This window comes from Castellaniella sp., from assembly GCF_041677825.1.
GTDB lineage: Bacteria > Pseudomonadota > Gammaproteobacteria > Burkholderiales > Burkholderiaceae_B > Castellaniella.
This window is the reverse complement of the sequence record NZ_JBAYPG010000001.1, coordinates 221998-236167: the sequence shown is the minus strand read 5'-3', so window position 1 is coordinate 236167 and position 14170 is coordinate 221998. Positions and strand designations below refer to the sequence as shown.

General features: G+C 65.2%; 7 protein-coding genes. 4 read left to right on the top strand and 3 right to left on the bottom strand.

Annotation, left to right across the window (positions count from 1 at the left end; translation table 11 throughout):
* The first annotated feature begins 186 nt into the window (after window positions 1–186).
* Genes WCY17_RS01030 through WCY17_RS01015 form a run of 4 tightly spaced genes read left to right on the top strand, consistent with a single transcriptional unit; the run spans window position 187 to window position 9931 of the window.
* A complete protein-coding gene (locus WCY17_RS01030) occupies window positions 187–5937 on the top strand; it encodes an alpha-2-macroglobulin (RefSeq protein WP_372700301.1) in 5751 nt (1916 codons plus the stop codon).
* Entirely contained in the window at window positions 5934–8123 is a 2190-nt protein-coding gene (gene pbpC, locus WCY17_RS01025) for a penicillin-binding protein 1C (RefSeq protein WP_372700300.1), read from the top strand. The genes WCY17_RS01030 and pbpC overlap by 4 nt, the downstream gene beginning before the upstream one ends.
* Window positions 8089–8607 (top strand): hypothetical protein, encoded by a 519-nt coding sequence (locus tag WCY17_RS01020; RefSeq protein WP_372700299.1) that lies wholly within the window; start codon window positions 8089–8091, stop codon window positions 8605–8607. The genes pbpC and WCY17_RS01020 overlap by 35 nt, the downstream gene beginning before the upstream one ends.
* A 31-nt stretch (window positions 8608–8638) precedes the next feature.
* Window positions 8639–9931 carry an aspartate carbamoyltransferase gene (locus tag WCY17_RS01015; protein WP_372700298.1) on the top strand — a complete coding sequence of 431 codons (1293 nt, stop codon included), beginning with the start codon at window positions 8639–8641 and terminating at the stop codon, window positions 9929–9931.
* Window positions 9932–10038: 107 nt separating this feature from the next.
* Here the strand turns inward: WCY17_RS01015 and WCY17_RS01010 are convergent, their stop codons facing one another.
* The 3 genes from WCY17_RS01010 to WCY17_RS01000 all read right to left on the bottom strand — a co-directional run bounded on the left by WCY17_RS01010 (window position 10039) and on the right by WCY17_RS01000 (window position 14162).
* Window positions 10039–10938, bottom strand: coding sequence for a recombination-associated protein RdgC (locus tag WCY17_RS01010; protein WP_372700297.1), 900 nt, complete (start codon window positions 10936–10938; stop codon window positions 10039–10041).
* 90 nt (window positions 10939–11028) lie between these two features.
* Window positions 11029–12711 carry an MFS transporter gene (locus tag WCY17_RS01005; protein ID WP_372700296.1) on the bottom strand — a complete coding sequence of 561 codons (1683 nt, stop codon included), beginning with the start codon at window positions 12709–12711 and terminating at the stop codon, window positions 11029–11031.
* The gene (locus tag WCY17_RS01000) at window positions 12708–14162 is read right to left on the bottom strand and encodes a sensor histidine kinase (RefSeq protein WP_372700295.1); all 1455 of its coding nucleotides are present in this window, start codon (window positions 14160–14162) and stop codon (window positions 12708–12710) included. Before WCY17_RS01000 ends, WCY17_RS01005 begins: the two co-directional genes overlap by 4 nt.
* Window positions 14163–14170: the final 8 nt, after the last annotated feature.

Below are 14170 nucleotides of genomic sequence, written 5' to 3'. Positions count from 1 at the left end.
TGGATAGCCCGCGGACAACGCCTACGGCGTTACCCACCGTCTACCCACAGGTTGGCGGCTGCACACATCAACACAGGCTGCCAGCTACCAAGTTCAGACTCATCTACGGATTGGAATCGACTGACATGACGCTGCGGTACGTGAATGGTAACCTGCTTTCGATAGCGTGACTTCAGGAGCCGCGGCATGCGAACAGGGTCCATCCGTCAATGGTTTGCCTTGCTGGCCTTCTGCATTTCTGCAGGCGCCATGGCGGCCGACGTGGTGGGCGTTGCGCCCCAGGGCGAGGTGCTCGAACGGCCTGGGCAGATGTCCGGTACGGACGGGCCTCGTGCCCGCCTGGCATGGCCCTGGGCGCACACGATTGCCGAAGATCAAAGCTTTGTGCTGCGGTTCGATACCGCGGTGCAGGATGCTTCACTGCTGAGCCACACGTATTGTGAGGTTCAGGGGCTGGGTGAAGCCGTTCCTGTGCGGCTCATCACGGGGGTCGACCGCGAGCGCCTGCTCGATGCGCTGGGCTGGGCAGACGATGGCCCGGAGCGGACCGATGCGCGCATCGTGCAGTGCAAGCGGCTTTTGCCGCCCGGTGCCCGTGTGCGCCTGGTGCTGCAGCCCGGGGTATCGGCGGTGCTTGCCGAAGGGGGTGTGCCGATGGTGTCTGCAGTCGGGCTGCAGGACACCTTTCAGGTTCGCGAACCGTTTCGCGCGACGCTTGGCTGTACCCGCGCCACGGCCCGGGCGCCCTGCCTGCCGCTGTCTGCCCTGAATGTGTGGTTTTCGAGCCCGATCGCGCGTGCGCAGGCCGAGCGCATCATCCTGCAGACCCCCGATGGGCCGCGCCAGGCCAGCGAGTTCGCACCGGGCGCCTTTCCGGGTGACACATGGCTGGAGCATGTGCGCTTCGAGCCCCCATTTCCAGAAGGCAGCCATCTGCTGCTCGAGTTTCCCGAGGGCCTGTCCGACGACATGGGTCGCGGCCTGGAGAACGCAGACCGGTTTCCCATGGACATCGTGATGGACGCCTTGCCCCCTTTGGTCAAATTTGCGTCTGGTCCGTTCGGCATCGTCGAGCGCTTTGCCGAGGGTCCCCCGGCGCAGATGCAGACGCCCATGGTGCCTGTGGCCCTGCGTCGCGCGGGGCCGGGCCTGAGTGCACTCGACTTGCAGGTCTCTGCCGGCACGGTCCGGGATTTCACGGTGCGCGACGAGGTGCGGGCCCTGCAGTGGTTGGCCCGTGTTCAGGGCCTTCAGGAAGGGCAGCTGACGTCGGCGCAGCTTGCCGACCGTTTGGCGCTGCGTCCGATGCGTGAGGCCGCCACAGACGAGCCGCTCGTCGATGTGCGCAGCCTGTCCATACTCGACGGCGCCACGGATGAGCCGCGCGCAGTGCATCTGCCCGCGCTGTCCGATGACGATGGCCCGGATATCGAGATGCTGGGAATCCCCGTGGCCGAGGCCGGCCTGCACGTGATTGAAATTGCCTCGCCACGCCTTGGAAAGGCGTTGCTGGCCGAGCCGCAGGCCGCAGATGGGCAGACGGCAGCGCCCCTGATGTACGTACGTTCTGCCGTGCTGGTGACCAACCTGTCGGTTCATTTGAAGACGGGGCGCGACGATACGCTGATCTGGGTCACCACCCTGGATGAGGGCCTGCCGGTGCCCGATGCACAGGTGTCCGTGCTGTCCTGCGATGGCCATCGCCTGCTGGGCGGCGTGACCGATGCGCAGGGGCTCTGGCATGCGCAAACGCCCGTGCCTGCGGACGCCTGGTGTGAAGGTACGCGACTGTCGGGGGTCATGGCGAGCGCCCGGATTGCCGAAGAACACCCCATGGCACATGGCCAGGCTGATTTTTCGTTCACCTGGTCGACGTGGGATCGAGGCATCGAGCCCTGGCGCTTCGACATCCCCTTCAGCCATCAGGTCACGCCTGACCTGGTGGCTCACGCGGTGCTCGATCGCAGCCTGGTGCGCACCGGGGATACCGTGTCCATGAAGCTGTTCGTGCGCGAGCAGACGCGCTCCGGTCTGCGCAGCCCGCTGCACAGGCGCTTGCCGGATACCGTGACGATCCGTCATGTGGGCTCGGGAGAAGCCACCAGCCTGCCTGTGGCCTGGCAGATGAATGCCGGTGGCGGCGTGTATGCCGTGCTCGATTATCCGCTTGCCGAATCTGCGCGCCCAGGGCAATACGCCATAGAACTGAGCCCTGCAATGCCGCTGGACATGGGCGCCGCAGGCTGGCAGCCGGATCTCGAAGCGGGGCACTTCCGCGTCGAGTCGTTCAAATTGCCGCTGTTGCAGGGCTCGCTCAAGGTCTGGGCCGATGGTGCGGATCAGACTCTTCTGGTGGCTCCCGACGCGCTGCAGGTGGACCTGCAACTGGAATGGATCTCGGGTGGGCCGGCGCGCGAGCTGGCCGCCACACTGTCCGCCGTGGCCCAGGCACGGACGCCTGAACCTGCCGGCGATTCCGGCTATGTCTTTGGTGATCAGGGCTTTGCCCTGGATACACCAGGGCAGGGCCAGGGCCGGTTCAGGCATCTGTTTCTCGACAAGCAGCCTGTACAGCTCGATGCGCAGGGCTTTGCACGCATCGATGTCGGTGCGGTGCCGGCCACGGCGGAACCCATGTCCTGGCTGTTCGAGGCCTCGTTCATCGATCCGGCAGGTGAAGTGCAGACCATCGCAAACCGTGTCGACGTATGGCCGGCCGACGTCATCGTCGGCATCCGGGCCGATCGCTGGCTGCCCCGGGGGCACGAGACGCCTGTCAGGTTGCAGGTTCTCGGCGCCGATGGCCAGCCACGGGCCGGGGTGCCCGTACAGCTGGATGGGCGCTTGCGCACCCGATATTCCACCCGCAAGCGTTTGGTGGGCGGCTTCTACACCTACGATACCCAGGTTCAGGACAGCGCCCTGGGCACGTTGTGTACGGGGCTGAGCGATATCCAGGGCGAGTTTGAATGTGCCATTTCAGCAGAGCACGAAGGTGAAGTCGAACTGCAGGCGAGCGCCCGAGACAGCAAGGGCCGCGTTGCGCGTGCGGCCGTCACCCAATGGGTCTGGGGCGATGGCTTCTGGTCTGGCGGCGGCGATCATGACCGCATGGATGTGATTCCGGCGCGCAAGACGTGGCGGGCTGGCGAGATGGCTGAATTCGTGGTGCACATGCCGTTTCGGCAGGCCCGGGCGCTGGTGGCTGTCGAGCGCGAAGGGGTCTTGCAGGCGCAGGTGGTCGAACTGGACGGTGATGCGCCTGTGATCCGCTTGCCGGTCGATGCGGCATGGGGGCCCAATGTGTATGTGTCGGTCCTGGCTGTGCGCGGTCGCGTGCGCTCGGTCCCGTGGGCAAGTCTGGTCCAGTGGGGGTGGCGTGATCCCATGGCCTGGTGGCATGCCCGCGACCAGCAGGTGGCCGATGCGCCGCGCCCGACAGGCCTGGTCGATCTGGCCCGGCCGGCGTTCCGTTACGGTATTGCCGGCATCCAGGTGCTGAGCGGTGCAGACCAGCTTGATGTTCAGGTGCAGCCCGAACGTGCCAGCTACTCGGTGCGCGACACAGCCCGAGTGCGGATACAGGCCCGGCGGGCGGACGGCAGCCCGGCGGCCGGGGCCGGTCTGGCGTTTGTCGCTGTCGATGAGGCCTTGCTCGAATTGCAGGACAACGCCAGCTGGGATGTGCTCGATGCCATGCGGATGCAGCGGGCTCATGGCGTGCAGACCGCCACGGGGCAGTCCGAGGTCGTGGGCCGGCGGCACTATGGCCGCAAGGCCGTGGCTGCAGGTGGCGGGGGCGGTTTCAATGCTACGCGCGAGCTGTTCGATACCCGGCTGCTGTGGCAGGGTGAGCGCGTTCTGGATGGGCAGGGTGAAGCCTGGGTCGATGTGCCGCTGAACGATGCCTTGTCGCGTTTTCGCCTTGTGGCGGTCGTCGATCTGGGCGCAGACCAGTTTGGCATCGGCCAGGCCGACATCACCACCACACAGGATCTGCAGCTGGTGTCAGGGCTGCCCCAGGTGGTGCGGGAACAGGATCAGATCCAGGCCGGGATCACGGTGCTCAATCGGACTCGGTCGTCCATGGCGCTGACCGTACGGGCCAGTGTAGAGGGCGACGACGGGCAGGCCGGTGCCGAATTCGATGCACAGCGCATCACGCTGCCGGCGGGGGCCTCGCAACAGCTGTCCTGGGCATGGCAGGCGCCCTGGTTGCCCGGCCAGGCCGAGCGCGCACTCTTGCGCTGGCAGTTCACGGCCGAAACCGGGGCGGACAGTGCAGTGTCCGCCCAGGACGCCATTCTGGTCACACAGGAATTGCTGGCTGCCGTGCCCGTGACCGTGCAGCAGGCCAGCCTGCTTGCCCTGCAGCCCGATCGGCCGGTGTCCCTGCCGGTGGCGGCACCCACGGGTGCACTGGTGGTGAACGGCCACTTGCGCGGTGGGCTGCAGATTGGCCTGCAGTCCAGCCTGGCCGGCGCCTTGCCGGGGGTCCGGGATTGGCTCAGGCGCTATCCCTACACTTGTTTTGAACAGCTGGGCTCGCGTGCCCTGGGGATCCAGGATACGGCAGCCTGGCAGGCCCTGATGCAGCGCTTGCCGTCGTTCCAGGACGAGCGCGGCCTGTTGGCCTATTTCCCGGGCGGTCGCGGCAGCGTGGCCCTGACGGCTTACGTGCTCGAGGTGGCTGCCCGGGCGCGCCTGCTGGGCTGGACATACGAACTGCCACTCACCGCCCGCGAGCGCATGCTGGCCGGCCTCCAGGACTTTGTGTTCGGACGCCTCGAGGATCAGGCCTGGGCGCCGGCGAATGACGCATTCTGGCGCCGGCTGATTGCAGTAGAGGCCCTGAGCCTCTGGCAGGCCTGGCAGCCTGGCATGCTCGATACCTTCGATCTGGTCATCGATGACTGGCCCACGGCTGCCTTGGTGACCTGGCTGTCCATCCTGCAGCATGTGCCGCAGCTCGATCGCCGGGATCAGCGGCTGACTGCCGTGCAGGCGATCCTGCGGGCGCGCCTGCGGCGTCATGGCGGCACATTGCAAGTGGCCGATGAGTCCGCAAATGCCGGCTGGTGGCTGATGAGTGATGTCACGACGGTACAGGCACGTCTGCTCTGGAACACACTGGATCTGCCTGGCTGGCGCGCCGACTGGCCCTTGCTGCTGCAGGGGCTGCTGGCCTGGCAGCGCAATGGGGCCTGGGCCACGACGCCAGCCAATGCACTCGGGCTGCTGGCTGTCAACCGGTTCGCTCAGCTGGCTGAAACGCGCCCGGGGCAGGGCAGGGTACGGCTGGCTCTTGGCGGCTCGTCCGACCAGGTGTTCGACTGGTCGGATCTGCCCTGGGAGGACGGTGCCTATCGCGATACGCTGTGGTTGCCCTGGCCTGCCGGCGGGCAGGGGCATCTGTCCATGCTGCAGCAGTCGCCCGGTTCCGGTTGGGCAAATGTACTCGCGCTGGCGGCCGTGCCACATGCGGATCCGGTTGACGCGGGCCTGCGTCTGGAGCGGCATGTCGAAGTCGTCAGCCAGGCCGTCGAGGGCCACTGGTCCGTTGGGGATATCTACCGGGTGGTTCTGACGCTGCATTCGAGCGACTGGCGCGGCTGGACCGCGGTCAGCGATCCGATCCCGGCCGGCGCCAGCATTCTGGGCGGTGGCCTGGGCAGAGACTCGGCGATCGGGTCGGGCGCCGCGGCCGGCTCGGCCGACAGCGATGTCATCGAGCCCGCCTGGACAGAACGCGCGCCCGATGCCTGGCGCGCCTATTTCGACGTGCTGCCACCGGGCACCCGGGTGCTTCGCTATGTGGTGCGGCTGAATGTGCCGGGGGTTTACCACTTGCCGGCAAGCCGGGCCGAGGCACTGTATCAGCCCGATGTATCAGGCAGCGTTCCAAACCAGCCCTTCCGGGTGGAGCCCATGCCGTGAGGGGGGTCTGCATACTGCTGCTGTGGGCCGTCTGGCCGGCCACGGCGCTGGCGGCCCTGCCGGATTACCCGTCCGTGCGCGAGGCCTGGCGGCCCTCCGATGTGCGCGTGTTGTCTGCCGAGGGGGTTGAACTGCAGCGGGTCCGTGTGGATTTCTCCAGCCGACGTGGCGATTGGGTTGCCCTGGATCAAGTGTCGCCCGCTTTGCAGCATGCCGTGATTGCGTCCGAAGATCATCGATTCGCGGCCCACCATGGGGTCGATTGGCTGGCCAGTGCCTCGGCGGCCTGGTCTCTGCTCGGAGCGCACAGCCGTCGTGGCGCGTCCACCATCAGCATGCAGTTGGTGGCGCTTCTCGATCCTGACCTGCAACGTGGTCCCGGCGGTCGCAGCGTGTTGCAGAAGTGGAGCCAGATGCAGCACGCCCGCGAGCTGGAAACCCGCTGGACCAAAGCCCGGATTCTCGAGGCCTACCTGAACCAGGCCGCCTGGCGCGGCGAGCTGGTCGGGGTCGATGCGCTGGCGCGGGTGCTGTTTCGCAAGCGGGCTGCGGGCCTGACGCTGCGAGAATCCGCGCTGGCGGCGGTACTGCTGCGCGGTCCGAATGCGCCCGCCGAGGTGCTGGTCGAGCGCGCCTGCCACCTGCTGCGTGAGCTGGGGCAGCCGGCAGATTGCATCGGCTTGCCGGCTTTCGTACGATCCGTGCTGGCCCGCGCGCAGGGCCCCCGCCAGGGTGCGCCGGCGCTCGCCCCCCATTGGGCACGCTATGTTCTGGCGCACGGGCCAGATGCAACGCGCGCCAGCGTACGCACGACCTTGCGGGCCGATCTCCAGCAGCATGCGCTGGCCGCCGTGCGCCGCCACCTGGGTGACCTGCGCGGCACCGGGGTCACCGACGCCGCTGTCGTGGTGCTCGACAATCGTACGGGGGCCGTGCTCGCCTACGTGGGCTCGTCCGGTGCCCGTCTGTCCGCAGCCAGTCAGGTGGATCATGCGCTGGCCCTGCGGCAAGCCGGCTCCACCCTGAAACCGTTCCTGTACGGGCTTGCCCTGGATCAGCAGCGCCTGACGGCCGCTTCGCTGCTGGATGACAGTCCGCTGGATTTGCAGGCGGGCAGCGGGCTCTATATTCCAGACAATTATGATCATCATTTTGCCGGCTGGGTGAGCGTGCGCCAGGCGCTGGCCGCCTCGCTGAACGTACCTGCAGTGCGCACGCTGATGATGATCGGGCCAGAACCGTTCAGCCGGCAGTTGCGGGCCCTGGGGCTGCCGCTGCGCGAGGCAGGGGACTATTACGGCTACAGTCTGGCGCTCGGTTCCGCGGATGTCAGCCTGCTGTCACTCACCAATGCCTACCGTACGCTGGCCCGGGGCGGCGTGTTCGCGCCCATTGTCCTGCAGCGTGCCGCACACGCGCAGCCCGGAGGTGGCGTGGCCATCTACTCCGCCGAAGCGGCCTGGCTCGTCGGGCACATACTCGCGGATCGCGAGGCCCGCGTGCGTACCTTCGGGCTCGACAGCCCGCTGGCCACGCGGTTCTGGTCGGCCGCCAAGACCGGTACCAGCCGGGACATGCGCGACAACTGGTGTATCGGCTGGTCGGCCGATTACACGGTCGGTGTCTGGGTGGGCAATAGCGCGGGGGCCAGCATGCGCCGGGTGTCCGGGGTGACCGGCGCAGGCCCCATATGGCACGATATCCTGGCCTGGCTGCATCGCAGCAGGCCGTCCGTGCCGCCCGCCAGACCCGGCGGGCTCGTGGTGCAGGCCATCGGTACGGGCTCCGCCTCCGAGCCGCCGCGCGAGGAGTATTTTCTGGGTGATACGGCCCAGGCGGTGTTTGCGCATGCCCCGTCCGCTGATCAGGCCGCGCGCATGGCCGAGCCAGTGGCTGGCAGTGTTCTGGCGCTTGACCCGGATATTCCATGGTCTCGTCAGCGTCAGCGATTGCGCGCTGTGGATGTTCAGGGCCGGCCGGTCGACGACGTATCGTGGCGAGTCGACGGTTCGGCCGTACCGGATTCGCCCGAGGGCGTGGCGACGTGGTGGGCCCCGGTTCCGGGGGCGCATGAGTTCGAACTGTACGACTCCCGGGGTCGCAGGCTCGAACACGCCCGCGTTCGCGTACGTGCGGCGTCATTCGATGTTCATGGAGATCGAGTTGTTCTACCTGTTCAGCCCTGAAGCGGGCCCCCTGCGGGCCCGGTACGTGACAGCCTGTCTGTTCCTGATGTGCCTGCTGCTGGTACCGGGCAAGGCTTTGCGGGCGGCTGATCCGGCTGCTGACGCGACCGCCAGTGATCTGGGTGTGTACTTGGCCGATGTACATCCGCGGGCCGATTGGGTACCCGTGGCCCTGCAGCCTGCCGGCACTCTGTATTTGCGCCCGGAGCCACTGATCCGCCGTTCGGACCTGATGGGTATCCGGGTTCTCGAAGGCCAGGGGCAGGGTGGCCGGCTGGTTCTGATTCTTGCCGAACGGGGTCTCGCGCGAGTACGGGCTGGCACGGCGGCACATCCGGGCCTGCGGCTGGCGCTGGTCGTGGGTCAGGAACTGCTGGCGGCGCCCCGGTACGCGGCCCCCATCCGTGAGCAGCAGTTGGTGTTTTCTTTTGATTCATTGTTCGAGGCAGAACGTATTGCACGCGCGGTGGCCGGAATTCGCTAAAATCTGCGCATTGCGTACATTGGAGAGAATCATGGCGATTGCCCAGCAAGTCCTTCTGCGGGATGCCATGCGGCGCCTGAATCTGACGCGAGACCTTTTTGCAGCCCGCATCGGGGTGAAACGGCGTGCGCTGGATACCTGGCTGCTGCCCGAAGGATCCCAGGAATCACGGGCCATGCCAGAGGTGGTGGGGCGTTTCGTGACCGAGATCGTGGAAAACGACGCCTTGTTGCAGAAATATGCGCAAACCGCCCAGACAGGCCCGCTGCGAGACCGGATCGCCATCGACAACAAGCATCAGCTGTTGTCCGTCGATCAGTTCAGTCGTGAATCGGTCGAAGAACTGTTTCAGGTCGCCGACCAGATGCAGCCCATTGCCCGCCGGCAAAAGGTATCCCGAGTCCTTGAAGGCGCCGTGCTGGGCAACCTGTTCTTCGAGGCCAGTACGCGGACGCGGGTCAGCTTCGGCGCGGCGTTCTGCCGGCTCGGAGGGTCTGTATGCGACACCACGGGCTTCACTTTTTCATCGATGGCCAAGGGCGAATCGATCTATGACACCAGCCGGGTGATGAGCGGTTACGTCGATGCCATGGTGATTCGCCACCCCGAGCAGGGGTCGGTGGCTGAATTTGCCGCGGCCACGAATATTCCGGTGGTCAATGGGGGCGATGGGGCCGGTGAGCACCCCAGCCAGGCTCTGCTGGATCTCTACACGATCCTGACCGAGTTCTCGCGCCTGGGCAAACTGCTCGATGGTGCGCACGTGGTGATGGCGGGTGATCTGAAATACGGCCGTACCGTGCATTCGCTCATCAAGCTGCTGGCACTGTACCGCGGCCTGAAGTTCACGCTGGTCTCCCCGCCCGGGCTGGAGATGCCAGCCCATCTGCTCGAAAAGGCAGGCTGCAACGGCCATGTCATCGAACAGACCCACGATCTGCAGAAGGGCCTGCAGGGGGCCGATATGGTCTATGCCACCCGAGTGCAGAAAGAGCGCTTTGCGGGCGAAACGCTCGAAGGCTATGACGAGGCCTTCCAGGTGGGCCGGGGCATCATCGATCGCTGTTGTGCCCCGGATGTCATCGTGATGCATCCCTTGCCGCGCGACAGCCGCGAAGGGGCTCATGATCTCAGTACCGACCTCAATCATGACGCGCGCCTGGCCATTTTCAGGCAGGCTGACAATGGCATCCCGGTGCGCATGGCCATTTTCGCCGTGCTCCTGGGGGTGGAAGGTCTGGTGCAGCATTCGATGCGCGACGTGACGTGGGTCCCACCCTCGCACATCGGGCCTGATGACAGCGTGTTTCACGGCATGTATTGAGCACCCGTGCCGCAGCCCATATCAGGCCTGGGTCGCGGCGATCCAGGGCCCGCGGGGCCGGCCTGCAGTCGTTCCGGGCTTGATCTGAAGCCGGCCCGAGCCTGGCTTCAGGCCGCCTTCAGGCCGCCCAGTGCGGCCACCAGATCATCCAGCATGCGTGCCAGTTCGCCCGTCATCAGGGCAAAATCCGCGTCCAGGCGTTCCGCTTCATTGGCCGCTTGGGCGTCCTGGTGGTCCTGGAGCACATCCAGGGGCGCCAGGCGCTTGATGTCCAGGCTTTCGGTGAGCACAAACGAGATCCTGTCATTCCAGGTCAGTGCCAGACGCGTGCATTGCTTGCCCTGCTCGATGTGCCGGCGCACTTCATCACGATCTGCCGTATGCCGTACGTAGCGTATCGTGGCCCGCGTTTCATTGGTGGCCTGCAACTCGGTGTCCTGGTCGATGACAAAACCGGCGGGTGGCTCATCATCGAGCAGCCATTGCGTCATGGCCGCGGCCGGCGACAGTTGCACGTGCAGGGGCATGAGGGGGAAGGGGGTCAGCGTCCTGGCGAGCAGGCCCAGGAAATCGTCGCTGCGCGCGCTGGCGGCTGCATCGATCGCCACCCAGCCGTTGACAGTATCCATCCAGGCCCGGGTATCGTGCGCAATGACGAAGGCCCGTGGAAGGAGTTCGAGGGTGAGTTGCTCCTTGATTTCCTTCATTTGCTTGCGGCCAGGCCGATACCCTTGCTGACCTTCGATCTCCTGCGCACGTGCCTGGCTGGCCTGGTTGATGACCGTGGCCGGCAGCAACTTCTTCTCGGTATGCATGCGCAGCAGCCATTGCCCGTGTGCCGAGTGCACCAGAGCGCCGTCTTCCCGGGGCGGCAACCAGCCCGATACCTGGCTGTCCTGACTGCTCCCCGGTCTGAAAATCAGGGGCTCGAACGCACTTTCAAGGGTGTCGGGTGAGAGTGCAGCCTGGCTGGTGAGACGGTACAGCTTGAGATTCTTGAACCACATGGCAATCAGCGGGAGAGAGGGTCGGATGGCCGGGCCAGATGATCGGGTCAGGTGGCCGGAAGTGAGGGGCTTGATTGTACACGCAGGCCTTCATGGTGCATCGAGGTCATTGTGCCGGGTTTCGCGCACGAACAGGGTGCCGATGATCAGCGTCATGGTGCAGACGATGATGGGATACCACAGACCATCGTACATGTTGCCTGTCGTTGCCACGGTGGCAAAGGCCACGGGGGGCAGGAAGCCGCCGAACCAGCCGTTGCCGATGTGATAGGGCACGCTCATCGAAGTGTAGCGAATGCGCGTCGGGAACATTTCGACCAGCATCGCGGCAATCGGCCCGTATACCATGGTGACCTGGAAAACGAGAAAGAACAGCAGCAGCAGGACCATGATGTAGTTGATCCGGGATGGATCCGCACGGTCCGGATAGCCGTGGCTGCGTACGGCTTGAGCCAGTGCCTGCTGCAACTGGGTACTGCGCTCGGCAAATTCGATGCGGCTGAGATGCGCGCCATCGAAGCTGTCGATGCGCTGGTTGCCGACCAGGGCGTATGCGACAGTCCCGGCCGGTGCCGGCTGGTTGACGTAATTCACCGAATGGTTGGCCATGAAGGTCTTGATCAGGTCGCAGGCGCTGGTGAAGGAGGCCAGACCGATGGGGTTGAACTGCAGCGAGCAGTCAGCGGGATCGGATACCACCTGCACCGGTGCCGTGTCCTGGGCGCGCTCGAGTGCGGGGTTGGCATAATGGGTCAGGCCCTTGAATACCGGAAAATACGTGACGGCGGCGATCAGGCAGCCTGCCAGAATGATGGGCTTGCGTCCGATGCGATCGGACAGCGAGCCAAAGAACAGGAAGAACGGGCAGGCCAGCATGAGTGCGAGTGCCACCAGCAAGTTGGCGGTATTGGCGTCCACTCGCAAGCTTTCGGTCAGGAAATACAGAGCATAGAACTGGCTGGTGTACCAGACCACGGCCTGCCCCGCCGTCAGACCCAGCAGCGCCAATAGAATCAGGCGCAGGTTGCGCCAGCGTCCGAACGCTTCCTTGATGGGTGCGCGCGAGACCAGCCCTTCGGACTTCATGCGTGTGAACGCAGGCGATTCATGCAGGCGCAGGCGGATCCACACCGAAATCACCAGCAGCAGTACCGAAATCAGGAACGGAATACGCCAGCCCCAATCGGCAAACGCTTCTTCTCCCAGGACACCGCGTGTGCCCAGGACCACCACCAGTGACAGGAACATGCCGGTCGTCGCCGTGGTCTGGATCCAGCTCGTGAAAAAACCGCGCCGATGGGATGGCGCATGCTCGGCCACATACACCGCTGCACCGCCGTATTCGCCCCCCAGGGCGAGACCCTGCAGAAGGCGCAGCAACAGCAGAATCATGGGCGCCGCCTGACCAATCGAGGACACCGATGGCAGCACGCCGACCAGAAAGGTGGACAGGCCCATGATCAGGATGGAGATCACGAAGGCATATTTTCGGCCCACCATGTCGCCCAGGCGGCCGAACACCAGCGCGCCGAATGGGCGCACGGCAAAACCGGCAGCGAAGGTCAGCAGGGCGAAGATGAAACCCGTGGTGGGATTCAGCTCGGTAAAGAAGTGTTGGGCAATGACGGCCGCCAGCGAACCGTAGACGTAGAAGTCATACCATTCGAATACGGTTCCCATGGAAGAGGCAAGAATGACGCGGCGCTCTTCGTAGGTCATGGGCCGATGGGCGTCATTGGCCGTTTCAGGCGCTGTTCGAAAAGCTCGATTCATGTCCGGGTTCCTTGCAGGTCACGCGGAAACGAAACGCGCAGCCGGGTGCCGGCACTGGCGGGATCGATATGGTTGCCACAGGGCAGGAAACGGATCTCCGCCTTGTGGTGCTCGGTGACCTCGCGCACGATCGCCAGCCCCAGGCCGCTGCCCTCGGCGTCCTGGCCCAGGATCCGATAGAAGCGGTCGAAGACGCGTTCGCGTTCTGCGGGTGCAATGCCCGGGCCGTTGTCCTGCACTTCGAGGCAGACCTGGTCGCCATCGAGGAGTGCGCGCACGGTGACCTGGCCGCCAGCGGGGGTGTACAGCAGGGCATTGTCGATCAGGTTGTTGAGCAGTTCACGAATCATCAGGGCATTGCCGAAGACTGGCAACGGTTCGTTGGCGCCGTCAAAGCCCAGATCGATCTGGCGCTGCAAGGCGGTGGGCACCCAGTCTGAGGTGCAGCCTTCGGCCAGTGCATGGAGATCGAACGGTTCATGCGCCTGATCGGTTTCGGTCTGGTGCGACTCTGCACGCGCCAGCAGGAGCAGCTGGTTGACCAGACGAGTGGCCCGTTCTGACCCGGCGATGAGTTGCTGCAGGCTGATGCGGGTCTGTTCCGGATCCTTTTCGCGCAGGGCCAGCTCGCATTGGGTGCGTATGCCCGCCAGCGGCGTCTTGAGCTGGTGGGCCGCATTGGCCACGAAGCGGCGTTGCGAGTCGATTGAATCAGCCAGGCGCCGCAGCAGGTCGTTCATGGCCGCAATCAGCGGCACGATTTCTGCCGGTGCCAGATCATCACGAATTGCAGACAGGTCACTGGGCTTGCGCCGCCGCATGTGCTCCTGCAGGATGCTGAGCGGTTCGAGGCCCTGGGTGAGTCCCAGGCCTGCCAGCATGGCGGCCAGTGGCAGGATGATGAGCTGCGGCGTGAGCATGCCGGTCAGGATTTCCTGCTGCAGGGTGGCACGGGCTTCGGCCGGCTCGGCCACGACCGCCAGGAAACCGGTGCCGTCGAGATCGCGTCCGCCCCAGATATACGCGATGCGCATGGCCTGATGATCGAGCGTGGCATTGCGAAAGCGGATCTGGTCGATGTCGTAACCCCAGTCATCGGGTATCGGGATGCCCGGGTCGCCGGCCAGAAGCTGGCCATTGGCATCGAGAACCTGCCAGCGCGTCGGTTCTTCTTCGTGGCTGCCTGCCAGCACGTTGCGGGCGGTATCGGACATCTGGAACGTGCCACCCTGTACGTGCTGCAGTTCGACTTCATGACGCAGCAGCCGCAAGTGACCCGCCAGCGTACGGTCATAGGGCGAATTGGCCAGATTCAGGGAGATGAAATAGGTAATGAGGATGCCGATCGACCACAGTATGAACAGCGGCACGATCATCCAGAGCAGGATGCGTCCGAGCAGGGTGGGGTGCCTATGATTGCGCCGATGGCGCCCATTGGGGCTGGGGAACATGCGTGCGG